Annotated in this window: 22 protein-coding genes; 15 read left to right on the top strand and 7 right to left on the bottom strand. The window is 62.6% G+C overall.

Going from position 1 to position 24,086, the window contains the following annotated elements:
• The first annotated feature begins 47 nt into the window (after positions 1-47).
• Both ABIE33_RS08370 and pyc read left to right on the top strand, forming a co-directional pair.
• Positions 48-788, top strand: a complete 741-nt coding sequence (locus ABIE33_RS08370) for a helix-turn-helix transcriptional regulator (RefSeq protein ID WP_429123792.1) — start codon at positions 48-50, stop codon at positions 786-788.
• A gap of 115 nt (positions 789-903) precedes the next feature.
• A complete protein-coding gene (pyc, locus tag ABIE33_RS08365; RefSeq protein WP_429123790.1) occupies positions 904-4,362 on the top strand; it encodes a pyruvate carboxylase in 3,459 nt (1,152 codons plus the stop codon).
• Between the two features lie 338 nt (positions 4,363-4,700).
• On the opposite strand, the gene ABIE33_RS08360 is transcribed toward pyc, so the two are convergent.
• The 3 genes from ABIE33_RS08360 to ABIE33_RS08350 all read right to left on the bottom strand — a co-directional run bounded on the left by ABIE33_RS08360 (position 4,701) and on the right by ABIE33_RS08350 (position 7,123).
• Positions 4,701-5,462 carry an amino acid ABC transporter ATP-binding protein gene (locus tag ABIE33_RS08360; protein WP_429123788.1) on the bottom strand — a complete coding sequence of 254 codons (762 nt, stop codon included), beginning with the start codon at positions 5,460-5,462 and terminating at the stop codon, positions 4,701-4,703.
• Positions 5,459-6,139 carry an amino acid ABC transporter permease gene (locus ABIE33_RS08355; RefSeq protein ID WP_025425236.1) on the bottom strand — a complete coding sequence of 227 codons (681 nt, stop codon included), beginning with the start codon at positions 6,137-6,139 and terminating at the stop codon, positions 5,459-5,461. Before ABIE33_RS08355 ends, ABIE33_RS08360 begins: the two co-directional genes overlap by 4 nt.
• Positions 6,140-6,349: 210 nt before the next feature.
• On the bottom strand, positions 6,350-7,123 hold the full coding sequence (locus ABIE33_RS08350; protein WP_429123786.1) for an amino acid ABC transporter substrate-binding protein: 774 nt from the start codon (positions 7,121-7,123) through the stop codon (positions 6,350-6,352).
• A gap of 270 nt (positions 7,124-7,393) precedes the next feature.
• On the opposite strand from ABIE33_RS08350, the gene ABIE33_RS08345 reads away from it, so the two are divergent.
• The 4 genes from ABIE33_RS08345 (at position 7,394) to ispG (ending at position 11,220) form a co-directional block, all read left to right on the top strand.
• Complete coding sequence (locus ABIE33_RS08345) at positions 7,394-8,176, top strand: DeoR/GlpR family DNA-binding transcription regulator (RefSeq protein WP_429123784.1); 783 nt, start codon at positions 7,394-7,396, stop codon at positions 8,174-8,176.
• The gene (locus ABIE33_RS08340) at positions 8,173-8,559 is read left to right on the top strand and encodes a VOC family protein (RefSeq protein ID WP_429123782.1); all 387 of its coding nucleotides are present in this window, start codon (positions 8,173-8,175) and stop codon (positions 8,557-8,559) included. The genes ABIE33_RS08345 and ABIE33_RS08340 overlap by 4 nt, the downstream gene beginning before the upstream one ends.
• Before the next feature lie 32 nt (positions 8,560-8,591).
• Complete coding sequence (locus ABIE33_RS08335; RefSeq protein ID WP_429123780.1) at positions 8,592-9,776, top strand: MFS transporter; 1,185 nt, start codon at positions 8,592-8,594, stop codon at positions 9,774-9,776.
• Positions 9,777-9,966: 190 nt separating this feature from the next.
• Entirely contained in the window at positions 9,967-11,220 is a 1,254-nt protein-coding gene (ispG, locus tag ABIE33_RS08330) for a flavodoxin-dependent (E)-4-hydroxy-3-methylbut-2-enyl-diphosphate synthase (RefSeq protein ID WP_429123778.1), read from the top strand.
• Position 11,221: 1 nt separating this feature from the next.
• On the opposite strand, the gene ABIE33_RS08325 is transcribed toward ispG, so the two are convergent.
• The 3 genes from ABIE33_RS08325 to ABIE33_RS08315 all read right to left on the bottom strand — a co-directional run bounded on the left by ABIE33_RS08325 (position 11,222) and on the right by ABIE33_RS08315 (position 13,909).
• A complete protein-coding gene (locus ABIE33_RS08325) occupies positions 11,222-11,863 on the bottom strand; it encodes a LysE family translocator (RefSeq protein ID WP_429123776.1) in 642 nt (213 codons plus the stop codon).
• Between the two features lie 72 nt (positions 11,864-11,935).
• Positions 11,936-12,991: a histidinol-phosphate transaminase gene (hisC, locus tag ABIE33_RS08320; protein ID WP_429123774.1), complete on the bottom strand. Its 1,056-nt coding sequence runs from the start codon at positions 12,989-12,991 to the stop codon at positions 11,936-11,938.
• Between the two features lie 3 nt (positions 12,992-12,994).
• Entirely contained in the window at positions 12,995-13,909 is a 915-nt protein-coding gene (locus ABIE33_RS08315) for a polyprenyl synthetase family protein (protein WP_429123772.1), read from the bottom strand.
• A 172-nt stretch (positions 13,910-14,081) separates the two neighbouring features.
• Between ABIE33_RS08315 and mtgA the strand changes: the two genes are divergently transcribed.
• From mtgA to ABIE33_RS08290, 5 genes are all read left to right on the top strand, one after another.
• Complete coding sequence (gene mtgA, locus ABIE33_RS08310) at positions 14,082-14,828, top strand: monofunctional biosynthetic peptidoglycan transglycosylase (RefSeq protein ID WP_429124047.1); 747 nt, start codon at positions 14,082-14,084, stop codon at positions 14,826-14,828.
• A 102-nt stretch (positions 14,829-14,930) separates the two neighbouring features.
• Positions 14,931-15,665, top strand: a complete 735-nt coding sequence (locus ABIE33_RS08305; RefSeq protein WP_429123770.1) for a DUF1868 domain-containing protein — start codon at positions 14,931-14,933, stop codon at positions 15,663-15,665.
• Entirely contained in the window at positions 15,662-16,309 is a 648-nt protein-coding gene (locus tag ABIE33_RS08300) for a glutathione S-transferase family protein (RefSeq protein WP_429123768.1), read from the top strand. The genes ABIE33_RS08305 and ABIE33_RS08300 overlap by 4 nt, the downstream gene beginning before the upstream one ends.
• A gap of 159 nt (positions 16,310-16,468) precedes the next feature.
• Positions 16,469-16,654: a 50S ribosomal protein L32 gene (rpmF, locus tag ABIE33_RS08295; RefSeq protein ID WP_025425225.1), complete on the top strand. Its 186-nt coding sequence runs from the start codon at positions 16,469-16,471 to the stop codon at positions 16,652-16,654.
• A 167-nt stretch (positions 16,655-16,821) separates the two neighbouring features.
• Positions 16,822-17,223 (top strand): hypothetical protein, encoded by a 402-nt coding sequence (locus ABIE33_RS08290; RefSeq protein ID WP_429123765.1) that lies wholly within the window; start codon positions 16,822-16,824, stop codon positions 17,221-17,223.
• Between the two features lie 61 nt (positions 17,224-17,284).
• On the opposite strand, the gene phaR is transcribed toward ABIE33_RS08290, so the two are convergent.
• Entirely contained in the window at positions 17,285-17,863 is a 579-nt protein-coding gene (gene phaR, locus ABIE33_RS08285; protein WP_053251673.1) for a polyhydroxyalkanoate synthesis repressor PhaR, read from the bottom strand.
• 223 nt (positions 17,864-18,086) lie between these two features.
• Between phaR and ABIE33_RS08280 the strand changes: the two genes are divergently transcribed.
• The 4 genes from ABIE33_RS08280 to ABIE33_RS08265 all read left to right on the top strand — a co-directional run bounded on the left by ABIE33_RS08280 (position 18,087) and on the right by ABIE33_RS08265 (position 24,085).
• The gene (locus tag ABIE33_RS08280) at positions 18,087-19,268 is read left to right on the top strand and encodes an acetyl-CoA C-acetyltransferase (RefSeq protein WP_429123763.1); all 1,182 of its coding nucleotides are present in this window, start codon (positions 18,087-18,089) and stop codon (positions 19,266-19,268) included.
• 119 nt (positions 19,269-19,387) lie between these two features.
• Positions 19,388-19,639 carry a hypothetical protein gene (locus tag ABIE33_RS08275; protein WP_429123761.1) on the top strand — a complete coding sequence of 84 codons (252 nt, stop codon included), beginning with the start codon at positions 19,388-19,390 and terminating at the stop codon, positions 19,637-19,639.
• A gap of 17 nt (positions 19,640-19,656) precedes the next feature.
• Complete coding sequence (locus ABIE33_RS08270) at positions 19,657-20,382, top strand: beta-ketoacyl-ACP reductase (protein ID WP_429123759.1); 726 nt, start codon at positions 19,657-19,659, stop codon at positions 20,380-20,382.
• 700 nt (positions 20,383-21,082) lie between these two features.
• Positions 21,083-24,085, top strand: a complete 3,003-nt coding sequence (locus ABIE33_RS08265) for a helicase-related protein (RefSeq protein WP_429124045.1) — start codon at positions 21,083-21,085, stop codon at positions 24,083-24,085.
• Position 24,086: the final 1 nt, after the last annotated feature.

Genomic DNA, 24,086 nt, shown 5'->3' with positions numbered 1-24,086 from the left:
GTCCGGTTTCCGGCCCTCGCACACGTGTTCTACCTGGAAGGTGATCCATGAATATCACGCTGCTTGTGCAATTTCTTGCGCTGATCGAAGAGATGAAGACACGCGAAGAAATCGTCCCGGAATTCGAACGGTTGCTCGACCGCTGCGGCTTCGACTTCTACGGCGTCGTCCGGCAGCCGAAGCCTCACGAAAACCCGTTGAGGCTGCTGCTCGCCGGTCGCTGGCCGGAAGGCTGGCCGCAAATCTACATCCGCAAGAAGTATGTGGTGATCGATCCGACCATCCGCTACCTCGGCCATGCCCAGCGCGGTTTCCGCTGGCGCGACACGCTGTTTGCCTTCCGCTCCGACCCGCATCGCAAGCGCATGGAAAGCATGATGATCGAGGCCCGCAACCACGGTCTCTATGACGGTTACATCTTTCCGGTGCATGGCCGCCGCGGCCTGCTGGGCAATCTTACGGTCGGCGGCCGCGTCGTTGATCTCAGCCCCATCGAGGTCAGCCTGTTCGATCAGATTGCGAAGCGTCTGTTCTGGAAGCTGCTGGAACTGACCGACCCGGAGATTTCGGCCGAACTCGCATCGCGTGTCGAAGTGCAGATGACGCGACGCGAAATGGAAGCGCTCAACTATCTCGCCGACGGCATGACCTCGAACGACATCAGCAAGGTGCTCGACATCTCCAGTCACACGGTCGATTGGTACATGAATGGCATCCAGGAGAAACTGAAGGGCAAGAACCGTCACCACGTCGTGGCGATCGCCTTCCGTCTGGGGCTTATTTCCTGATCCTTTTCTCTCGGATTTCCGTTCGACTCTGAAATTGCGCTTCATTCCGCGACCCGCTAATACTTCATTTCGCGGGTGCAGCATTTCCCGCGTTTCAAGTCTTGAGGAGTCCGACTTGCCCATCTCTAAGATCCTTGTTGCCAACCGTTCCGAAATTGCAATCCGCGTGTTTCGCGCGGCCAATGAACTAGGTCTGAAAACGGTCGCGATATGGGCTGAAGAGGACAAACTGGCGCTGCACCGGTTCAAGGCGGACGAAAGTTATCAGGTCGGGCGCGGCCCGCATCTGTCGCGGGATCTCGGGCCGATCGAGAGTTATCTGTCGATCGAGGAGGTGATCCGCGTCGCCAAGCTTTCCGGCGCCGACGCCATCCACCCGGGCTACGGCCTCCTGTCCGAAAGCCCGGAATTCGCCGAGGCCTGTGCGGAGGCGGGCATCACCTTCATCGGCCCGAAGCCGGAAACCATGCGCCAGCTCGGCAACAAGGTCGCCGCGCGCAACCTGGCGATCTCGATCGGCGTACCGGTCGTGCCGGCAACCGAACCGCTTCCCGAAGACATGGCGGAAGTGGCGAAGATGGCCGAGGCGATCGGCTATCCCGTGATGCTCAAGGCCTCCTGGGGCGGCGGCGGGCGCGGCATGCGCGCGATCCGCGATCCGAAGGATCTCGCCCGCGAGGTGACGGAAGCCAAGCGCGAAGCCAAGGCCGCATTCGGCAAGGACGAGGTCTACCTCGAAAAGCTGGTCGAGCGCGCCCGACACGTCGAAAGCCAGGTGCTCGGCGATACCCACGGCAACGTCGTGCATCTGTTCGAGCGCGACTGCTCCATCCAGCGGCGCAACCAGAAGGTCGTCGAGCGTGCGCCGGCGCCCTATCTCAGCGCCAGCCAGCGCGAAGAGCTTGCCGCCTATTCCAAGCGCATTGCCGAGGCGACGAACTATATCGGCGCCGGTACCGTCGAATATCTGATGGATGCAGACAGCGGCAAATTCTACTTCATCGAGGTCAACCCGCGCATCCAGGTCGAGCACACGGTGACCGAGGTCGTCACCGGCATCGACATCGTCAAGGCGCAAATCCACATTCTCGACGGTTATGCCATCGGCACGCCGGAATCGGGCGTGCCCTCGCAGGACAACATCCGCCTCAACGGCCACGCGCTGCAGTGCCGCATCACCACGGAAGATCCGGAGCAGAACTTCATTCCTGACTATGGCCGCATCACCGCCTATCGCGGTGCAACCGGCTTCGGCATCCGGCTTGATGGCGGCACGGCCTATTCGGGCGCGGTCATCACCCGCTACTACGATCCGCTGCTCGAAAAGGTGACTGCCTGGGCGCCGAACCCCGACGAGGCGATCCAGCGGATGATCCGGGCGCTGCGCGAATTCCGCATCCGCGGCGTGGCGACGAACCTGACCTTCCTCGAAGCGATCATCAGCCACCCGAAATTCCACGACAACACCTACACCACGCGCTTCATCGACACGACGCCGGAGCTTTTCCAGCAGGTGCGCCGTCAGGACCGCGCGACCAAGCTCCTGACCTACCTGGCCGACGTCACCGTCAACGGTCATCCGGAGGCCAAGGGTCGTCCGCGCCCGTCGGACGAGATCGCCGCTCCCGTCGTGCCTTTCATCGGCGGCGAGATCAAGCCGGGCACCAAGCAGATGCTCGACCAGCTCGGCCCGAAGAAATTCGCCGAATGGGTGCGGGCGCAGCCCCAGGTGCTTGTCACCGACACGACGATGCGTGACGGCCACCAGTCGCTGCTGGCCACCCGCATGCGCACCTACGACATCGCCCGTGTCGCCGGCACCTATGCGCGGGCCCTGCCCAACCTGTTCTCGCTCGAATGCTGGGGGGGCGCGACCTTCGATGTTTCGATGCGCTTCCTCACCGAGGACCCGTGGGACCGGCTGGCACGCATCCGCGAGGATGCGCCAAACCTGCTCTTGCAGATGCTTTTGCGCGGCGCCAACGGCGTCGGCTACAAGAACTACCCTGACAATGTCGTCAAATACTTCGTGCGTCAGGCGGCGCGGGGCGGCATCGACGTCTTCCGCGTGTTCGATTGCCTCAACTGGGTCGACAACATGCGCGTGTCGATGGAGGCGGTCGCCGAAGAGAACAAGATCTGCGAAGCGGCGATCTGCTATACCGGCGATATCCTCAATGCCGCCCGACCGAAATACGACCTCAAGTATTACACGGCGCTTGCTGCCGAGCTTGAAAAAGCCGGCGCGCACATCATCGCGGTCAAGGACATGGCCGGCCTATTGAAGCCGGCTGCAGCGCGCGTGCTGTTCAAGGCGCTGCGTGAGGCGACCGATCTGCCGATCCACTTCCACACCCACGACACATCGGGCATTGCCGCTGCAACCGTGCTGGCGGCCGTCGACGCCGGTGTCGACGTCGTCGATGCGGCGATGGATTCGCTCTCCGGCAACACCTCGCAGCCCTGCCTCGGTTCGATCGTCGAAGCCTTGCGCGGCTCCGAGCGCGATCCGGGTCTCGATCCCGAGTGGATCCGCCGCATCTCGTTCTATTGGGAAGCGGTGCGCCACCAGTACGCCGCCTTCGAAAGCGATCTCAAGGGACCGGCATCGGAAGTCTATCTGCACGAAATGCCGGGCGGCCAGTTCACCAACCTCAAGGAGCAGGCCCGTTCGCTTGGTCTCGAAACCCGCTGGCACGAGGTGGCGCAGGCCTATGCCGACGCCAACCAGATGTTCGGCGATATCGTCAAGGTGACGCCGTCCTCGAAGGTGGTCGGCGACATGGCGCTGATGATGGTCAGCCAGGACCTGACCGTTGCCGATGTCGAGAACCCTGCCAAGGACATCGCCTTCCCGGAATCGGTCGTGTCGATGCTGAAGGGCGATCTCGGCCAGCCCCCGGGCGGCTGGCCCGAAGGCCTGCAGAAGAAGGCGCTGAAGGGTGAGAAGGCCTATGTGGTGCGCCCCGGTTCGCTGCTTGAAGCCGCCGACCTCGATGCGGAGCGTAAAGTCATCGAAGAGAAGTTGGAGCGCGAGGTCAACGACTACGAGTTCGCCTCCTACCTGATGTATCCCAAGGTCTTCACCGACTACGCGCTGGCGGCCGAAACCTATGGTCCCGTCAGCGTGCTGCCGACGCCGGCCTATTTCTACGGTATGGCGCCGGGCGAGGAGCTGTTCGCCGACCTCGAAAAGGGCAAGACGCTCGTCATCCTCAACCAGACCCAGGGCGAGATCGATGAGAAGGGCATGGTCAAGGTGTTCTTCGAACTCAACGGCCAGCCGCGCCCGATCAAGGTTCCCGATCGCAACCGCGGCGCTTCCAGCGCCATTCGCCGCAAGGCCGAGGCCGGTAACGCCACGCAGCTCGGCGCGCCGATGCCGGGTGTGATCTCGACGGTCGCGGTGCACGCGGGCCAGGCGGTCAAGGCCGGCGACGTGCTGCTGTCGATCGAAGCGATGAAGATGGAAACCGCCCTGCACGCGGAGAAGGACGGCACGATTGCCGAAGTTCTGGTGCGTGCCGGCGACCAGATCGATGCCAAGGACCTGCTGATCGTCTTTGGCGCCTGATTGTAGAGAACCCTTTGATGCAAACGGCCGGATGCGAATCCGGCCGTTTTTTATTGGGAAGGATAACCGCTCCCCCGACATCCGCTTTTCCGTCATCCTCGGGCTTGACCCGCGGATCCGATGAGTCCGCAGATGTACGCTGCCATCATTCAATGCTTCTCAGAGCGCGATGAAGGTTTTCGCCTGGGGCGTGGGTCCTCGGATCAAGCCCGAGGATGACGACAGAGAAGAGGGCGCGAGATGACGAAAAGAGCGGCGGAGAGTGACAGGGGAGAACTTGCCCTCCATCTCTGCCGTGCCCCGCAGCGGCCGCAGCGAAGAGGCCCCCTGAACACCGCTCAGATGTCGTAGCTGTGCGGCGCGCTCAGCGAGGCGATGAACTTCTTGGTGCGTTCGCGCTCGGGCGCCGAGAAGATCGCTTTAGGGGCGCCGCTTTCGACGATTACGCCGCCGTCGAGGAAGACCACCTTGTCGGCGACGCGGGAGGCGAGCCGGAGGTCATGCGTCGCCATCACCATGGTTGTGCCTTCGCGGGCGAGCCGGCTCAGCACTTCGACCACTTCTTCGGCCAGTTCCGGATCGAGCGCCGAGGTCGGCTCGTCGCAGAGAAGGACGCGTGGCGACGGCGCCAGTGCGCGGGCGATCGCCACACGCTGCTGCTGGCCGCCGGAGAGCGTTGCCGGCCAGGCGTCCGCCTTGTGGGCCATGCCGACCTTTTCAAGCAGCTCCATGGCGCGTGCGCGCGCCCTGTCGGCCGGCCATTTCAAGACGGTGACAAGGCCTTCCATGACATTGCCAAGGGCGGTCTGGTGCGGGAAAAGCTGAAAATTCTGGAACACCATGCCGGTCTGGCGGCGCAGGCGCTGGATCGCCTGCCAGCCGGTCTTGCGCCCGGGCAGGAAGTCCAACTTCTCGTCGCCGAGCCGGATCGAGCCCGATGTCGGTATCTCCAAGAGGTTGATGCAGCGCAGCAGCGTGCTCTTGCCGCCACCGGAGGGGCCGACCAGCGCGGTCACCGTGCCTTCCGCCAGCGTCACGGAGATGTCCCTCAGCACGAGATTGTCGCCGAAGCGTTTTTCGATGTGGGAAAGCTCGATCATGTCCGGGCCTCCAGGAAGCCGCCGTAGCGGGCGAAACGGCGCTCCAGCCGCACTTGCAGGGCGGAGAGCACTGAACTCATGGCAAGATAGATCAGGGCCGCCTCGATATAGAGGATCAGCGGCTCGTAAGTGGTGGCAACGATGCGCTGCGCCGTCTGGAAAAGCTCGGGCACGGTGATCGCCGCGGCAAGTGAGGTGTCCTTCACCAGCGAAATGAAGGTGTTCGACAGCGGCGGCACGGCAACGCGTGCGGCCTGCGGCAGGATCGTGCGCCGCATCGCCTGGCTCCAGCTCATGCCGATGGAGTAGGCGGCTTCCCATTGGCCGCGCGGCACGGACGAGATCACTGCGCGAATGATTTCCGAGGTGTAGGCGCCGACATTGAGCGTGAAGCCGATCAGCGCTGCCGGGAAAGCGTCGAGCAGGATGCCCATGCTCGGCAGGCCATAAAAGATCACGAAGAGCTGGACGAGCAACGGCGTGCCGCGGATGACCCAGACATAAAACCGGGCGACCGCGACGACCGGCGCCGGCCCGAACAGACGGGCGATCGCCGTCGCCAGCCCCAGCGCCAGGCCGAGAATGAACGACAGCAGCGTCAGCGGGATGGTGAATGTCAGCCCGGCCCACAGCAGGGACGGCAGCGAATCCAGCATGAGTTGGAGCCAGGTGGGCAAGGGGCAGGCCTTTCGAAAAAGCGCGATCCGCTCCGGCGGCCGGAGCGGATCGCTTTTCATACTGCATGACGCCTTAAATCGAAATCGGTTTAAGGCGGGGGTTATGCCGCAAGTTTGAAGTGTTACAGCGTCCTTTGCGCGTCATGTCTGACGCGCGGCGTTGTAGCGAGAAAGGCCGGGGGAGAAGCCGGCCTTCATCTCAGACGGCTGTTACTTCGAGACGTCGGCGCCGAAGTACTTCTGCGAGATCTTCTCGTAGGTGCCGTCGGCCTTGATGTCGACCAGCGCCTTGTTGACGGCTTCGAGAAGTTCCGGCTCGCCCTTGCGGATGATGATGCCGGAATAGTCGGCGTCTGCCTGTTCGGCGGCGATCTTCACGTTGGCGTCCGGCTTCTGCTTCTTGAAGTCGAGGAAGGAGAGGCTGTCGTTGATGGTCGCGTCGGCGCGGCCGGTGAGCACGAGCTGGATCGACTGGTCGAAGCCGTCGGTGCCGACCAGCTCGGCGCCGGAAGCCTGCGCCAGCTTGCCGAAGTTGCTCGTCAGCGACTGAGCGGACTTCTTGCCCTTGAGATCGGCAAAGCCCTTGATCTCGGCATCGTCGCCCTTGACGATCAGTACGGCCTTGGAGGCGATATAGGGCTCGGAGAAGTCGTACTTCTTCTTGCGCTCCTCGGTGATGCCGACCTGGTTGATGACCGCGTCGTAGCGGTTGGCATCGAGGCCCGCGATCAGTCCATCCCACTTGCCTTCCAGGAACTCGGCCTTGACGCCCAGCTTCTCGGCAACCGCCTGGCCGATCTCGACGTCGAAGCCGACGAGCGCGCCGGATTTGTCGTGGTAGGTGAAGGGCGCGTAGGTGCCTTCGGTGCCGATCTTCAGGACGCCGGCGGACTTGATCTGGTCGAGGTTCTCACCGGCCTGTGCGGGCACGAGGGCGGCAACCTGCAGGAGGGCGGCGGCGAAGAGCGTGGGGAGGAGTTTCATCGTGTCTTTCCATCTTTTGTGTTCCGGCCCGTCGTCCGGATTGAGTGGAGAATCGCACAAAAAATCCGCGGCTTGAGCGCATAAAACTCCAATTCCTGAGCGTTTTGATGAAGATTTTTCCCCGGATCGGGAGAATTGTCATCCAAAATGCGCGCTTGTCGCCAAATCTGGCCGTTTTCGATTTTGTCGCCGGATCGCGGTTGAAATCGCTTTCAAAATTCGCTATGCACATTTACATCGATTCATGCACGTTTATGCACGGTTGGCGAAATGTCCACGGAACTTCTTCTTCGCGAACGAAAAACACTGATCCAGGAACGGTTGAAGGCCGACGGCCGGGTGCTTGCCGCCGACCTTGCCGCCGAGTTCCGGGTCTCCGAAGACACGATCCGGCGCGACTTGCGCGAGATGGCGGCAGCCGGCCTGTGCGAGCGTGTCTATGGCGGCGCGTTGCCGCTTGCGCCGAGTTCACTATCCTTGAGCCAGCGCGTAGCCATGGCGCCGGAACGCAAGGCTGCGCTTGCGCGCGCTGCAGTCGGCTTCATCGTGGCTGACAGCACGGTGTTCCTCGACGCCGGCTCGGCCAATCTGGCGATCGCCCAGCTGATCGATCCGGACTTGAAGGCGACGATCGTTACCAACACGCCGTTGATCGCAGCCGCGCTGATGGAGAAACCGGGCATCGACCTCATTCTCGTCGGCGGTCCGCTCAACCGTGCCGTCGGTGCCGCCGTCGGCGCGCGGGCGCAACGGGATGTCGAGCAGCTGCGGCCCGATCTTTGCATTCTCGGCACCTGCGGCGCCGATGCCGCTGCCGGCCTGACGGCAATCTATTTCGAGGATGCCGAGTTCAAGCGGCTGGTTGCATCGCGCAGTCGCGCGCTGCTCGTGGCCGTCACCAACGACAAGCTCGGCACGGCCGCGTCCCATGCGGTCGTCGGCATAGACCAAGTTACGACGCTGGTGCTGGAGGCCGACGCGCCCGCGCACCACGTTGCCACCTTCGAAACATCAGGAACGACCATTGTCATGGCGGAGGCAAGCGACCGATGAGCATCGCCCATGTGGCTCTTTGGACCAGGGATCTGGAGGCAGTCGCGACCTTCTGGTCGAGTTTTTTGGGCGCCAGTGTCGGTGAGGTCTATGAGAGCCGGCGCCGACCGGGATTTCGCTCCCGTTTTCTGAGCCTGGGCGACGGGCCGGCGATCGAGATCATGGAAGGGCCCTGGGTGGCTCCGGCCGAGCCTGAGGGCGTCGAGCGCACGGGACTGGCGCATGTCGCCCTGTCGCTCGGCAGCGAAGCGGCGGTCGAAGCGATGGCGGCCCGGGCCGAGGCTGAGGGCATCCTGGTATCGCCGGCGCGGTGGACGGGCGACGGCTTCTATGAGGCGGTGCTTCGCGACCCCGACGGCAATCTGATCGAAATCACCATTTGAGCCGGCGGCTTCCGGCATAGAGGCATAGATCCATGGACCAACGTTCCGCTTCCACCGCCGTTCGGCAGGGTTACATGACCCGCAACCGGCTTGCCGTGTCGCTGCTGTTCCTGATGAACGGTTTCGTCACGGGAAGCTGGGCCCCCAAAATCCCCGAATTCAAGGATCGTCTGGGTATCAGCGAAAGCGTACTCGGCCTGCTCATCCTGATGTTCGGCATCGGCTCGCTGGTGCTGATGCCGATTGCCGGCGGCTTCATAGCCCGGGTCGGCTCGCAGAAGGTCGTCAAGGTCACCGCCATCCTGCTGTCGCCACTGCTTCTGCTTCTGACGCTGCTGCCGAATGTCTGGGCGGCAGCCGTCGGCATGTTCCTGCTCGGCGGCTTCGTCGGCGCGATGGACGTGGCGATGAACGCCAATGCGGTCGAGGTCGAAAAATCGATGCGCCGCGCCATCATGTCCTCCTGCCATGCCTATTGGAGCCTCGGCGGCCTGATCGGTGCCGGCATCGGCGGCTTCCTGATGGCGCGCTTCGGCGTCCTGCCGCATGTCATGGTCGTGACGGTGCTTTCGCTTGCGGTCATCGCCATTGCCTGGCCGATGATCATTGCCGACAAGCCGCATCCGACGGCGACCAAGGAGAAACTGCGCCTGCCGATGACGCCGCTTCCCTGGCTGATCGGCATCATGGCGCTGTTTTCGATGGTGCCGGAAGGAACCGTGCTCGATTGGGGTGCTCTCTACCTGCGCAACGAACTCGGCGCCTCCGTCGAACTGTCGGGCTTCGGTTTTGCCGCCTTCTCGGCGACCATGGCGACGATGCGTTTTGCCGGCGACCATGTTCGCGATCGCTTCGGCGCCAAGCGCACGTTGCGTATCTGCACGGTGACAGCGCTTGTCGGCATGGTGCTCGCGGGCCTTGCGCCGAATGCCTACCTCGCCATCCTCGGTTTTGCGATCGCCGGCATCGGCATTTCCAACATGGTGCCGATCGCGTTTTCGGCCGCCGGCAACATGCCGGGCCTGCAGCCGGGCATCGGCCTGTCGGTCGCGACCTTCATGGGCTATTCGGGCATGCTGTTTGCGCCGTCGCTGATCGGCTTCGTCGCCGAGCACACCGGCTTTGCGATCATCTTCGCCTCGGTGCCGGTGCTGTTCATCGTGGTGCTGATGCTGTCGCATCATGCTGTTCATGCGGACCACGGAAAGGGCCAGTGAGGTTGGCGCCTGCCATCAAATCGCCGTCAGGGCATGATGTCGCCGTTGACAACGATGCTTTCCTCATCCACCTGATGGACGAAAAGCAGGAGCGTGACGGGGAAAAGCCCATGCGGTTTTCCGTCCGCATCCCGCGCTGAAACGATGAGACCAGGTCACGAGGCGTGACCTGGGGGACCAAGAGGCCTTCATGTCTGCCGCCTTCGATTTTGATCCGCAGCCCCGCCGCGCGTCCGTCGCCGTCGATGTCGGCGGTGTCATAGTGGGCGGCGGTGCGCCGGTGGTCGTCCAGTCGATGACCAATACCGACACCGCCGATATCGACGGAACGGTGGCGCAGGTGGCGGCGCTTCACAAGGCCGGCTCGGAACTGGTGCGCATTACCGTCGACCGTGACGAAAGTGCGGCTGCCGTGCCGAAGATCCGCGATCGGCTCGAGCGCCTCGGCCTCGACGTGCCGCTAGTCGGCGATTTCCACTATATCGGCCACAAGCTGCTTGCCGACCATCCGGCCTGCGCCGAGGCACTGGCGAAGTACCGCATCAATCCTGGCAATGTCGGTTTCAAGGACAAGAAGGACAAGCAGTTCGCCGAGATCGTCGAGATGGCGATCCGCTACGACAAGCCGGTGCGCATCGGCGTCAACTGGGGCTCGCTCGATCAGGAACTGCTGACGCGGCTGATGGACGAGAACCAGGCAAATGGTTTTCCGCTGACCGCCCAGCAAGTGACGCGCGAGACGATCGTGCAGTCGGCGCTGCTTTCGGCCGAGCTTGCCGAAGACATCGGCCTTGCTCGCAACCGCATCATTCTCTCGGCCAAGGTTTCTGGCGTCCAGGACCTGATCGCCGTCTATGCCATGCTGTCGGCGCGTTCGGACCACGCCCTGCATCTCGGCCTTACCGAAGCCGGCATGGGCACCAAGGGTATCGTCGCCTCGTCCGCCTCGCTCGGCATTCTCATGCAGCAGGGCATCGGCGACACGATCCGCATTTCGCTGACGCCAGAGCCCGGCGGCGACCGCACCCGCGAGGTGCAGGTGGCGCAGGAACTGCTGCAGGTCATGGGCTTTCGCCAGTTCATTCCTGTTGTTGCCGCTTGTCCCGGATGCGGGCGCACGACCTCGACGGTGTTTCAGGAACTCGCCCAGAAGATCCAGGACGACATCCGCCGCAACATGCCGGTCTGGCGCGAGAAGTATCCGGGGGTCGAAGGCCTCAAGGTCGCGGTCATGGGCTGCATCGTCAACGGCCCCGGCGAAAGCAAACATGCCGATATCGGCATATCGCTGCCCGGTACCGGCGAAACGCCGGCCGCACCCGTCTTCATCGACGGCCAGAAGGCGATGACGCTGCGCGGCCCAAACATCGCCGGCGATTTCGAGACGCTGGTTTCCGATTACATCGAGAAGCGTTACGGCCAGGGTCAGGCCGCGGCCGAATAGGTCAAAGCCGCGTCGTCAGCAGCCTCAATCCCGCAAAAGCGAAGAAGCCTGCCATCAGGCTCTCGATGATGCGTCGCGACTTGAGATAGCCGCGGTGCACCGGCGGTAGCGAGAACACGATCGCAAAGCCGCAGAACGTCACGAGACCGAGCACCATGCATCCGCCGATGAAGGCAGCGGTGACGGCGGTCGGTGCGCCGGCGGGCATGCCGAGCGAGACCAACATGATCCAGGAGAAAATGGCCTTGGGATTGGTCAGGTGGATGCCGAGGCCCTTGAGATAGAGCTTCTTCAGCGAGGCCTGTGGCTGGCCCGGCATCGCCGTTGCTGGCGTGTGACCGCGCATCGCGGCGCGCAGCGCGTTAAAGGCGAGCCAGAACAGGTAGCAGGCGCCGGCGATCTTCAGGACGATCAGCGCCTGCCCGTAGGCACTGATGAGCGCCGACAGGCCGGATGCCGTCAGCATGGCCCAGGTGTAGCTGCCCGAGAGCACGCCGAAGGCAAGCGCAAGGCCGGCCTTGCGCCCCTGGCTGATCGACGTGGTGATGATTGCCAGTACGGCCGGACCTGGCGATGCGGTCGCAATCAGATAGGCCGTCCAGGCGACTGCGAGTTGCGAAAGGTAAGGCGAAAGGTCGAACATGGACAGCGCTCCAGTGTGGATCGCCGGAGCTTAGCGAACGTGTCTTTCGCCGCCAAGTGGCAGATCCAAGTCTCAGAGAATGTCGTCGAGTGCTTCGATCAGCCGGGCGCATTCGGCATCGGTGCCGATGGTGATGCGCAGGAAATCAGAAATCCGCGGTTTGGCGAAATGGCGCACCAGCACGGCGCGTTCGCGCAGCGCCTGCATCAGCGTCTCGCCGGAATGGCCGGGATGACGGGCGAAGACGAAGTTCGCCTCCGACGGCAGGACCTCGAAGCCGCGCTCGGTGAGCTGATCGGTGAGGCGCTGACGCGAAGCCATGATCTTCTCGCGCGTCGTTTCGAACCAGGCTTCGTCCTCGATCGCAGCGGTCGCTCCGGCCTGGGCCGGGCGGCCAAGCGGGTAGGAGTTGAAGCTGTCCTTCACCCGCTCCAGCGCCTCGATCAGCGGCCGTTGGCCGATGGCGAAACCAACGCGCAGGCCGGCGAGCGCGCGGGACTTGGAGAAGGTCTGGACGACCAGCAGGTTCTCGTATTTCGGCACCAGCGCGATCGCCGACTGGCCGCCGAAGTCGATATAGGCCTCGTCGATGACGACGGGCTGATCCGGGTGGGCGGCAACAAGCCGCTCGATTTCGGCGAGCGGCAAGCCGATGCCGGTCGGGGCATTGGGATTGGGCAGGATGATGGCGCCGCAGGGCCGGTCGTAGTCGGCAAGGTCGATGCGGAACTGCGCGTCGAGCGGCACTTCGACGGCATCGGTCGCAAACAGCCGGGCGTAGGTCGAGTAGAAGCTGTAGGAGATGTCGGGGTAGAGCAGCGGGGCGTCGTGCTTCAAGAGCCCGGCAAAGATATGCGCTAGTACCTCGTCCGAGCCATTGCCGACAAAAACCTCGCCGGCGGTGAGCCCGTGCCGTGCGGCGATCGTTTCACGCAGGCGAAGCGCAAGTGGGTCCGGATAAAGCCTGAGATCGCTGTTGGCTGCCGCGGTGACCGCGCTCAGAACCGTGTCCGACGGGCCGTAGGGGCTCTCGTTGGTGTTGAGCTTGACGAGGTTGGCGATGCGCGGCTGTTCGCCCGGCACATAGGGCTTGAGCGTCGAGACGATGGGCGACCAGTATTTGCTCACGGTTCAATTCCTGCGATTGGCGATGAAACGGGCGGTTTCGGCTAGGATCGACGAATGCTCGCCGTAGGGTTCGAGCAGCGTTTCGGCCTCCGCCACCAGTTGTTCCAGCCGGCTTTCGGCCCAGGCCTGTCCGTGGAGGGCGACGAGCGTGCCCTTGCCGCGCGCTGCGTCCTTGCCGGTTGCCTTGCCCATGGTCTCTGCGTCGGCCGTCAGGTCGAGCAGGTCGTCGGCAAGCTGAAAGGCGAGGCCGATCTTCTCGCCGAAGCTGCGCAGGCGCTGGCGGTCGCTTGGGCTGGCGCCGGCGACGATTGCGCCAGCCTCGCAGGCAAAACGCAGAAGCGCGCCGGTCTTCATCGCCTGCAGGGTGACGATGCCGGCTTCATCGGGAGCGGATTTCTCCGCCGCAAGGTCGAGCGCCTGCCCACCCGCCATGCCGCCATGGCCGGCAGCGCGCGCCAACGCAAGCACGAGCGCGGTCTTCTGCGCATCGGCAAGCGGCGTTTCGGGCGATGCGATGATGTCGAAGGCGAAGGTCAGCAGGCTGTCGCCGGCGAGAATGGCGGTGGCCTCATCGAAAGCCTTGTGCACGGTCGGCTGACCGCGCCGGATGTCGTCGTCGTCCATCGCCGGCAGGTCGTCATGGACCAGAGAGTAGCAGTGGACGCATTCGAGCGCCGCACCGACACGGAGCGCCGCATCGAAGCTGCCGCCCAAGAGGCTGGCGCATTCGATCACCAGAAACGGCCGCAGCCGCTTGCCGCCATTGAGCACGCCGTGACGCATCGCACCGAGCAGATTTTCCGGGCGCCCGATCTCGTCGGATTCAATGCTCAAACCCAAAAGGCGTCCGAGCAGTGTCTCGATCGCAAGCGCGTTGCGTTTCAGTTGGGTCTCGAAGGTCGGTGTTTCCTGTCTCATGAGCGCTCTTTGGCATGGGCGAAAGGCGCTTTCAACGGGCTTTCGTGTCGCGGCGGTGCGCTTTGTCGAGGACAGAGCTGTGAGTGCCTTGCCTTTTGCCAGAAAGCCCGTTCAACTTTGCCAACCCATGCACTAAGAGAAACGGATGGACAGAGAGGTGGACAGTCAGGCCGTGGACATCGTTCCCGAGGCGCGTGAGGAGGGCGATATGCCCGCCAGTCGCTGGTCGTCCCTCCGTTGGACGTGGCGCATGCATCGCCGTCGCATCGTTCTCGCCGTTCTTGGCCTGTTGCTTCTGCCCTATGCGCTGATTGCGCTCTATCTCATCGATTTCATTCGCCCGGTTTCGACGCTGATGCTGCGCGACCTCGTGCTTTTGCGTGGCTATGATCGGCAGTGGGTCGAGTTCGACCAGATCGCGCCGGTGCTGGTGCAATCCGTGATGATGTCGGAGGATGGCCAGTTCTGCATCCACGACGGCGTCGACTGGGGGCAGATGCGCGGCGTGGTCGAGGACGCGCTCGACGGAGAATCGACGCGCGGTGCCAGCACCATCCCGATGCAGACGGTGAAGAACCTCTTCCTCTGGAACGGCCGCTCCTTCGTGCGCAAGGGGATGGAACTGCCGCTCGCCATCGTTGCCGACTTCGTCTGGAGCAAACGGCGAATGATGGAAATCTACCTGAATGTCGCCGAATGGGGCGATGGCATCTACGGCATCGAGGCCGCTGCCCGCCACCATTTCGGTGTTTCCGCCGCCAAGCTTTCGAGGCGCCAGGCCGCGCTTCTCGCGGTGTCGCTGCCCAACCCGAAAGAGCGCAACGCCGGAAAACCGGGGCGCGGACTGAAGCGCCTGGCATCGCTGATCGAGCGACGGGCCAGCCGATCGGGCGGATACATCACCTGCCTTTATGATTGAGATCAGGCCTTTTCATTGGAAGCCACTGCCGGCGGATGTCATCCTGACGTTGTAGAGTTCTGCCATCTGGGCCTCTCTCCACTCGAAAGGCCCGATCGCTTCATGTCCTCGATATCCCCCTCGCTTCTCGCCTTTGGCCGCAATGCGGACCATGCCCCGCCAAAGCATCTCGGAACCCGCTACACCACGGATGGTCGCTTTCTGCGGGAGCCGGGCAACACGGTGGTCTGCCACGTCACGGCAGGAACACCTTCGCAAGCCTCTCTGCTGGCAGTGCGCGAGCGTTTGATGGCGATGCCCGAGGCCGGGCAGTTTGCTTTCACCCATCCTTCCAGCCTGCACATGACGATCTTCCAGGGCATCATCGAGTATCGGCGTCGGCTGCCCTACTGGCCGGGCGATATGGCCCTCGACACGCCAATCGACGTCATGACTGAGCACTACCGTGCACGGCTGAAGCATTTTTGGCCACGGGAGCCGTTCCGGGCGCGCATTACGGGCGTCACGCCGGTCGGTCTCGTGCTCGAGGGTGATAGCGCCGCTGATCGGTTGCGGCTCAGGGCCTGGCGCGATGCCCTGGCCGAGGTGTTCGGATATCGCCACCCGGACCATGACGACTACGCGTTCCACATCACCTTTGCCTATATCATCGACTGGCTCGACGATGCGGTGCTTCCGCGATGGCAGGAGATGCTGATGGAGCAATTGGCCTATCTCAGGGAGCGAGCGTCCGTGGTCGAACTCGATCCCCCAGCCTTCTGCTCGTTCGAGGACATGAACCATTTCGAGGAGCTTATCGTTTTCTCGGAACGACCAGCAATCGAGGAAATTGAATGACCGGACTTACCCTTTACGTCGGCAACAAGAACTATTCGTCCTGGTCGTTGCGGCCCTGGCTGGCGTTCGAGGCCTGCGGCATCCCTTTCGAGGACGTCGTCATTCCCTTCGATTTTGCCGCCGGGAATCCGAAGCTGCGGGAAATCTCGCCAACCGGACGTGTGCCGCTCCTCGTGCACGGTGATGTCAGGATCTGGGAGTCGCTGGCGATCATCGAATATGCCGCCGAGCTGTTTCCGGAGGCTGGCCTGTGGCCGGCAGACCAACAGGACCGCGCGCGGGCGCGCAGTTATGCCTGCGAGATGCTGTCGGGCTTTCGCGCCTTGCGCAGCGCCTGCCCGATGAACGTCCGCCGAAAGAAGCAGGCCCTTGAGGTTTCCGACGACGTGCGCGCCGATGTCGCTCGCATCGAGACGATCTGGGCAGACGCGCTCGCGCGCTCGGGCGGTCCGTTCCTCTTCGGGGCGTTTACGGCTGTGGATGCGATGTACGCACCTGTGGTTAACCGCTTCGACGTCTACAATCTCGTTAGCGACCCCACGACTTTGGGGTATATGGAGCGGATAAAGGCGCACCCGGCGTTTCGCAAATGGGAAGCGGCTGCACGGGCGGAACCGTGGATCGTTGCCGAGGACGAAGTCTGATTCGACTTCCTTGCGAGGAGGAGTCGAAAAATTGCGCTTGGGGACTGGTCAAGCGGCAGTTCGCCATGTATAAGCGCGCCAAATTTCCGTGATTAACATCTGTTTTATACGGCCATTTCGGCTGCTGAACAGTGTTTTGCCCGATAAGTGGAGAATGAAATGGCTGTACCTAAAAGAAAAACGAGCCCGTCCAAGCGTGGCATGCGCCGTTCTGCTGACGCCCTCAAGACGCCGACCTACATCGAAGACAAGAACTCCGGTGAACTGCGTCGCCCGCACCACATCGACCTGAAGACCGGCATGTACCGTGGTCGCCAGGTCCTGACCCCGAAGGAAAGCGCATAAGCGCTGACATTGGCGGACCGAGTTAAAGGGCTGGCTTTGCCAGCCCTTTTCTTTTGTGAGGCCGACATCTTCTCGACGGAGAGGACACGTTAAGTAAGCGTGGTGGTCTCGGGCGTCACTTGGCGCGTATGCGGCGATCATCCATCGAAGAGGGAGCGCATTTGTTCATGCTTGCCGCCATTCCATTGCTGATCCTGCCCTTTGCCATCTACAACCTTGCCATGCTCGGCCTCTTCGGCGGCACGGCCGGACTGGGTGCCGGCGTGATGTCGCTGTCCATGCTTTCCGGCGCGACATGGGCCATGAGCGTCGGCGACCTCCTGATCGTCGTGGCCCTGCTTCTGCTTTTCGTGGAAATTCTGAAAGCGACCCGTACCGGCACGCGGGCGTTGATGGACCATCTGTTGTCGATGGTGCTGTTCATCGCGTTCCTGGTCGAGTTCCTGCTGGTCGCCTCGGCGGCAACCCAGATCTTTTTCATCCTGATGACGATCAGCTTCATCGACGTCATCGCCGGCTTCTCCGTGTCGATGCGATCGGCCGGCCGGGACGTTTCAATCGGTCTTTGAAGTGGTCTGAAGAACGCTCACGCCGCGTGTCGAAGTGGACCGCGGCGTTGCCGCCAACCGCTCAGCCGAGATTGTCGAGCTTGGTCTGAAGGGCGCGCAATTGCTCCTTCAGCTCGTCGATATCCTTGGCTTCCGCCTTCTTGGTTTCCTTGACCGGAGGCGAGGCAATGAACGGCGAAAACATCTGCATCGCCTGATGGAACATCTCGGTGTTGCGGCGAACCTGTTCCTCGACCAGTTGCAGCGGCGCCTGCAGGTTCTTGCCGAGCGGCGTGTCGCCGAAGGCCTTGTTGATCTGCTCGCGCATCTGCACCTGCTGCTCGGTAAAGGCCTGCATCGAGTGCTCGAGATAGCTCGGCACGACCATTTGCATCTGGTCGCCGTAGAATGAAATCAGCTGGCGCAGAAACGAAATCGGCAGCAGCGTGTTGCCGGTCTTGGATTCCTGCTCGAAGATGATCTGCGTCAGAACCGAATGGGTAATGTCTTCGCCGGACTTGGCGTCCTGCACGGTAAAGTCTTCGCCCTTCTTCACCATCACAGCCAGGTCGTCGAGCGTGACGTAGGTGCTGGTCCCGGTGTTGTAGAGCCGCCGGTTCGCATATTTCTTGATTACGATCTGGCCGTCGTTCTTCGCCATCAGGCTCTCCTCATTACCCGCGGTCCGTCTTTTTCTACTTTTCAGAGTATCCGCAAACGAACGCCGCTGACAATGTCTTTGTGCGATGCGGCGACGCAAGTGCGAAATCTCGCAGTCAGCGCTGGATGACGGTTTTGCGGCAGTGCATCAAGGCGTTTGACTTGCGCGCCGCGCTTTGCCAGTCTGCTGCCGTCACGCAAGAAAATCTGAGGAAACGTCCCCCATGAGCAATCCCTCCATCGTGATCGCCAGCGCGGCACGTACCGCCGTCGGATCCTTCAACGGTGCCTTCGGCAACACACCGGCCCACGAACTTGGCGCCGCCGTCATCAAGGCGGTGCTCGAACGCGCCGGCGTCGAGGCGAGCGAGGTCGATGAGGTGATCCTCGGGCAGGTGCTGCAGGCTGGCGAAGGCCAGAACCCGGCGCGCCAGGCCGCGATGAAGGCGGGCATTCCGCCAGAAAAGACCGCCTGGGGTATGAACCAGCTCTGCGGCTCGGGCCTGCGCGCAGTCGCGCTCGGCATGCAGCAGATCGCATCCGGCGATGCAGAGATCATCATCGCCGGCGGCATGGAGTCGATGTCGATGGCGCCGCACTGCTCGCACCTGCGCGGCGGCGTGAAGATGGGCGACTTCAAGATGATCGACACAATGATCAAGGATGGCCTGACGGACGCCTTCTACGGCTACCACATGGGTATCACCGCGGAGAATGTCGCGCGCCAGTGGCAGTTGACCCGCGAGGAGCAGGACCAGTTCGCGCTCGCGTCGCAGAACAAGGCCGAGGCGGCGCAGAAGGCGGGTCGTTTCGCCGACGAGATCGTCCCGTTCGTCGTCAAGGGCCGCAAGGGCGACGTCATCGTCGACCAGGACGAATATATCCGCCATGGCGCAACGCTCGACCAGATGACCAAGCTGCGTCCGGCCTTCGACAAGGAAGGAACAGTCACCGCCGGCAACGCATCCGGCCTCAATGACGGTGCTGCCGCCACTCTCTTGATGACCGAGGCGGAGGCCGCCAAGCGCGGCATTCAGCCGCTCGCGCGCATCGTCTCCTGGGCAACGGCCGGCGTCGATCCGCAGGTCATGGGCACGGGCCCGATCCCGGCATCGCGCAAGGCGCTGGAGAAGGCCGGCTGGGCGATCGGCGACGTCGAGCTGGTGGAAGCCAACGAAGCCTTTGCGGCACAGGCCTGCGCGGTCAACAAGGATCTCGGCTGGGACCCGTCGATCGTCAACGTCAACGGCGGCGCGATTGCGATCGGACACCCGATCGGCGCATCGGGCGCCCGCGTTCTCAACACGCTGCTGTTCGAAATGAAGCGCCGCGGCGTTACCAAGGGCCTTGCGACGTTGTGCATCGGCGGCGGCATGGGCGTCGCCATGTGCGTCGAGCGCCTCTGACCGGCCGCCGTATGCGTCATGTCAGCGGATTGATCCTTTCAGTCCTGTTCGTCACTTCGTCGACGGCTCAAGCGTTTGCGACGTCTCCGCCGTTCGATCAGGCAAAGGTGGTCCAGTGCATGCTGGACCACACGACGGCCGACGACGAAACCGTTTTCAAGAATCTGATGATCGCTGCTCTCAATGACGACAGCGGCAGCGTCAAATCGCATATCGTGCAGGTGAGCAGCCTGTTGATGAATCTCGCGCTGACCAAGTGCGAGGTCGGAATGTCCATGCTTGCCGATCCGCAGTTTCAGGCCGCGGCCAAGATCTACGGGCAGCATCTGGGCGAAAAATTGATGAAGAAGGCCTTTGATAAACTGAATTAATCAAGTGGGAGGCGAGCATGAGCAGGGTAGCATTGGTTACGGGTGGGTCACGCGGCATTGGCGCTGCGATTTCTATCGCGCTGAAGAATGCAGGATATAAGGTTGCTGCCAACTATGCCGGCAATGACGAAAAGGCAGAGGCCTTCAAGGCGGAAACCGGCATCCCGGTCTACAAGTGGGACGTTTCCAACTATCAGTCCTGCGTCGAGGGCATTGCCAAGGTCGAAGCCGACCTCGGGCCGGTCGAAGTGCTCGTCAACAACGCCGGCATCACCCGTGACGCCATGTTCCACAAGATGACGCCGGAGCAATGGGGCGAAGTGATCAATACCAACCTCACCGGCCTGTTCAACATGACTCACCCGGTCTGGTCGGGGATGCGGGACCGCAGCTTCGGGCGGGTGATCAATATTTCGTCGATTAACGGCCAGAAGGGCCAGATGGGGCAGGCGAACTATTCGGCCGCCAAGGCAGGCGATCTCGGCTTCACCAAGGCGCTGTCTCAGGAAGGGGCTGCCAAGGGCATCACCGTCAACGCGATCTGCCCGGGTTACATCGGCACGGAGATGGTTCGGGCGATACCGGAAAAGGTTCTCAACGAGCGGATCATTCCGCAGATCCCGGTCGGTCGCCTCGGCGAGCCGGAGGAGATTGCCCGCTGCGTGGTTTTCCTCGCATCCGACGATGCCGGTTTCATCACGGGGTCGACGATTTCGGCCAACGGCGGACAGTTCTTCGTCTGATCCGTCAGCCTTCAACGATTTTGACGGCGCTCCTTGGGGGGCGCCGTTTGTGCTTGCATCGCCCGCCTGGCGCTGCGGCAAGAGGTTAACGGCGCCTCGATATCTTGCCCGTGAGCCGGAAAACCAGGTGCCGGATCTATCGTTCACTTCGCGCCGAGATACTATATGTTGTGGAGAACGAAAATGGAACGCGATGGTGTCTGCGATTCGTCGTCGATTCGTTCCGGCTTTGATCACGTGTTAACGCGGCGATTCTCATTCCTTGATTCTGCTGAATCCGCCAGATTCTTCGGTTAAAATTTCCTAAACTTTCCAGAGTCTTGGATTCCGAATCCCTTGCCGCTCTTAATATTCCGGCAACCGGGGTTAACGCCCTTGGCGCGCCCAGCACTGGGTGCCGGCGACGTGATTCAGCATGTGGTGCGATATTGGCAGTTGAAATCTATATGTAGCCGTGAACATACAGTGAATCGAGTGGAGTCAGCGATTCGTCGCCGATTCGTTCCATGGCTGTTCCAGACCTTAATTTCGCGCATCCAGATATGGTGGTGCGGACTGGCTCAGGTTTGCCGGGAAATGGTTTTAGTTGCCGGCGCCCCTTGCGTTTGCCGCGGTGCGTGGGCATGTGTTTGCCGCCGGCGCGTAAAGGCGCCTCTTATGTTCTTGAATGCCCGGGATCGATGACGTGTCCGTTCACCCCATGATCCTGAGCGGCCGCGGCGTCACCGCGGTGCTCGGGCCAACCAATACCGGTAAGACGCATTATGCGATCGAGCGCATGATCGCGCACGACAGCGGCGTCATCGGGCTGCCGCTGCGCCTTTTGGCGCGCGAGGTCTATACGCGTCTTGTCGAAAAGGTCGGCCATCACAACGTTGCGCTGATCACCGGCGAAGAAAAGATCACCCCGCATCGCGCCCGCTATTCGGTCTGCACGGTCGAGGCGATGCCGCGCGAGACGACGGCATCCTTCGTGGCGATCGACGAAGTGCAGCTCGCCGGCGATCTCGAGCGTGGCCACATCTTCACCGACCGGCTGCTCTATCTGCGCGGTCGTGGCGAGACGCTGCTGCTCGGGGCGGCAACAATGCGGCCACTCCTTGAGCAGTTGCTGCCGGGCATCACCGTCGTCGAACGTCCGCGTATGTCGCAGCTGCTCTATGCTGGGTCGAAGAAGATCACCCGCCTGCCGCATCGCTCGGCCATCGTCGCCTTTTCGGCCGACGAGGTCTATGCGATTGCCGAGCTGATCCGCCGCCAGCGCGGCGGTGCTGCCGTCGTGCTCGGGGCTCTTTCACCACGCACACGCAATGCCCAGGTCGCGCTCTATCAGGAAGGCGACGTCGAATATCTGGTGGCGACCGATGCGATTGGCATGGGCCTGAACCTCGATGTCGACCATGTCGCCTTCGCGCAGGACCGCAAGTTCGACGGTTACCAGTTCCGCAACCTCAATCCGGCCGAACTGGCGCAGATCGCCGGGCGTGCCGGCCGGCACGTGCGCGATGGCACGTTCGGCGTCACCGGCCGGGTCGATCCGTTCGACAACGAACTCGTGCACCGCATCGAGTCGCATGAATTCGACCCGCTCAAGGTGCTGCAATGGCGTTCCAAGGCGTTCGATTATGCGTCGCTTGCCGCGTTGAAGCGAAGCCTCGATGCCGCCCCGACAATTCCGGGGCTTGCGCGCGCACTACCTGCGGTGGATCAGCAGGCGTTCGAGCATTTGTCGCGCTATCCCGAAGTGGCCGATCTGGCGACGACGCCGGACCGGGTCGAGAAATTGTGGGAAGCCTGTGCATTGCCGGATTATCGCCGCATTACCCCGGCTCAACACGCCGATCTGATCTCCACGATCTATGCCGACCTCGTGCGTCGCGGTACCGTGAACGAAGATTTCATGGCCGAACAGGTTCGACGGGCGGACTTTACCGATGGCGAGATCGACACACTTTCGGCGCGAATCGCGCAGATCAGAACCTGGACCTATGTGTCGAACCGGCCCGGATGGCTTGCCGATCCGACACACTGGCAAGAAAAGACGCGGGAAATTGAAGATCGATTGTCCGACGCACTACATGAACGGTTGACGAAACGCTTTGTTGATCGCAGGACATCTGTGCTCATGAAGCGCCTGAGAGAGAATGCTATGCTGGAAGCTGAAATCAGTGTGAATGGTGACGTCTTCGTTGAAGGCCATCACGTAGGACAACTAACCGGTTTCCGGTTTACGCTGGCGACCGGCGGAGACGGACCGGACGCCAAGGCCGTGCAGGGTGCTGCGCAAAAGGCGCTGGCGCTCGAGTTCGAAGCGCGTGCGGCGCGTCTGCATGCCTCCGGGAATGGCGACCTTGCGCTGTCGTCCGACGGCCTGGTGCGTTGGCTCGGCGATCCCGTGGCTCGGCTTGCGGCGAGCGACCATGTCATGCGTCCGCGCGTCATCCTGCTTGCCGACGAGCAACTGCAGGCCAATGCGCGCGAGCATGTCGTCGCCCGTATCGAGCGCTTCGTGAACCATCATATCGGCACCGTGCTGAAGCCGCTCGACGATATCTCGCGCGCCGAGGATCTCGAAGGTCTCGCAAAGGGCTTGGCGTTCCAGCTGGTCGAAAATCTCGGCGTGCTGTTCCGCCGTGACGTCGCCGAAGAGGTGAAGTCGCTGGACCAGGACGGTCGTGCCTCGATCCGCAAGTATGGCGTTCGCTTCGGCGCCTATCACATCTTCCTGCCCGCGCTGTTGAAGCCGGCTCCGGCCGAGCTCATCACGCTGCTCTGGGCCTTGAAGAACGATGGCCTCGACAAGGCTGGCTACGGCGATCTGATTCCGATGCTGGCCGCAGGTCGCACGTCTGTTGTCACCGACCCCACTTTTGAGCGGACTTTCTACAAGCTCGCGGGCTTCCGTTTCCTCGGCAAGCGTGCCGTTCGCATCGACATCCTCGAGCGTCTGGCGGATCTCATCCGTCCGTTGCTACAATGGAAGCCGGGCGCACAGCCGCGTCCGGAAGGCGCCTATGACGGCCGTCGCTTCACCGCAACGACCTCGATGCTTTCCATTCTCGGCGCGACGCCCGATGACATGGAAGAAATCCTCAAGGGTCTCGGTTACCGCGCAGACAGCGTGAAGGCCGAAGACGCAGCTGCGTTCCTGGCAAGCCAGGGCGGCGCTGCTGCTGCCCAGAGCGAGCCTGCCGGCGAAGCCGCTGCAGACCATGACGATGCGGATGCAAGCGCCGACGGTGAACCGGCGGCTGAAACCGAGGCATCTGCCTCTGCCGAGCCTGCCACAGCCGAAGGCGAAGCTGCCGCGCCCCAGACGACCGCGGAAGAAGGCGCCGAGGCTGCTGAAGCCAAGCCGGTTCTGCTCTGGCGTCCAGGCACCCGCCAGGACAATCAGCGCCAGGGCGGACGTCACCAGGGTGACCAGCGCCGCGGCGGCGGCCCGCGTCAGGGACAAGGGCAAGGACAGGCCCAGGGCGAGGGACGCGAAGGCGGCCGCAAGGGCGGTGCACCGGCGCGCGGCAAGCGGCACGACGGCAAGCCCGAGGGCGGTCAGCGGCAGGATCGCCACGATCGGCACGATCGCGGCGGCAAGCCGAACGCGGCCAAGTTCGAGGCACGCCCGCCGCGCAAGGAGAAGCCGATCGATCCGGATTCGCCCTTTGCCAAGCTTGCTGCTCTCAAGGAGCAGATGAAGAAGTAGG

Source organism: Ensifer sp. 4252 (assembly GCF_050434565.1).
In the GTDB taxonomy this organism is placed as follows: Bacteria; Pseudomonadota; Alphaproteobacteria; order Rhizobiales; family Rhizobiaceae; genus Ensifer.
The sequence above is the reverse complement of the archived record's forward strand: the minus strand, read 5'-3'. Positions and strand labels throughout refer to the sequence as shown.

Excerpts from the sequence above, each read along its gene's own strand:
- ABIE33_RS08265 (WP_429124045.1), top strand. The coding sequence starts at position 21,083 with ATGATCCTGAGCGGCCGCGGCGTCACCGCGGTGCTCGGGCCAACCAAT.
- ispG (WP_429123778.1), top strand. The coding sequence starts at position 9,967 with ATGTCTGCCGCCTTCGATTTTGATCCGCAGCCCCGCCGCGCGTCCGTC.
- rpmF (WP_025425225.1), top strand. The coding sequence starts at position 16,469 with ATGGCTGTACCTAAAAGAAAAACGAGCCCGTCCAAGCGTGGCATGCGC.
- ABIE33_RS08370 (WP_429123792.1), top strand. The coding sequence starts at position 48 with ATGAATATCACGCTGCTTGTGCAATTTCTTGCGCTGATCGAAGAGATG.
- ABIE33_RS08315 (WP_429123772.1), bottom strand. The coding sequence starts at position 13,909 with ATGAGACAGGAAACACCGACCTTCGAGACCCAACTGAAACGCAACGCG.
- ABIE33_RS08335 (WP_429123780.1), top strand. The coding sequence starts at position 8,592 with ATGGACCAACGTTCCGCTTCCACCGCCGTTCGGCAGGGTTACATGACC.
- ABIE33_RS08345 (WP_429123784.1), top strand. The coding sequence starts at position 7,394 with ATGTCCACGGAACTTCTTCTTCGCGAACGAAAAACACTGATCCAGGAA.
- ABIE33_RS08340 (WP_429123782.1), top strand. The coding sequence starts at position 8,173 with ATGAGCATCGCCCATGTGGCTCTTTGGACCAGGGATCTGGAGGCAGTC.
- ABIE33_RS08350 (WP_429123786.1), bottom strand. The coding sequence starts at position 7,123 with ATGAAACTCCTCCCCACGCTCTTCGCCGCCGCCCTCCTGCAGGTTGCC.
- ABIE33_RS08280 (WP_429123763.1), top strand. The coding sequence starts at position 18,087 with ATGAGCAATCCCTCCATCGTGATCGCCAGCGCGGCACGTACCGCCGTC.
- ABIE33_RS08360 (WP_429123788.1), bottom strand. The coding sequence starts at position 5,462 with ATGATCGAGCTTTCCCACATCGAAAAACGCTTCGGCGACAATCTCGTG.
- ABIE33_RS08300 (WP_429123768.1), top strand. The coding sequence starts at position 15,662 with ATGACCGGACTTACCCTTTACGTCGGCAACAAGAACTATTCGTCCTGG.
- ABIE33_RS08275 (WP_429123761.1), top strand. The coding sequence starts at position 19,388 with ATGCTGGACCACACGACGGCCGACGACGAAACCGTTTTCAAGAATCTG.
- phaR (WP_053251673.1), bottom strand. The coding sequence starts at position 17,863 with ATGGCGAAGAACGACGGCCAGATCGTAATCAAGAAATATGCGAACCGG.
- ABIE33_RS08305 (WP_429123770.1), top strand. The coding sequence starts at position 14,931 with ATGTCCTCGATATCCCCCTCGCTTCTCGCCTTTGGCCGCAATGCGGAC.
- ABIE33_RS08290 (WP_429123765.1), top strand. The coding sequence starts at position 16,822 with ATGCTTGCCGCCATTCCATTGCTGATCCTGCCCTTTGCCATCTACAAC.
- ABIE33_RS08325 (WP_429123776.1), bottom strand. The coding sequence starts at position 11,863 with ATGTTCGACCTTTCGCCTTACCTTTCGCAACTCGCAGTCGCCTGGACG.
- ABIE33_RS08270 (WP_429123759.1), top strand. The coding sequence starts at position 19,657 with ATGAGCAGGGTAGCATTGGTTACGGGTGGGTCACGCGGCATTGGCGCT.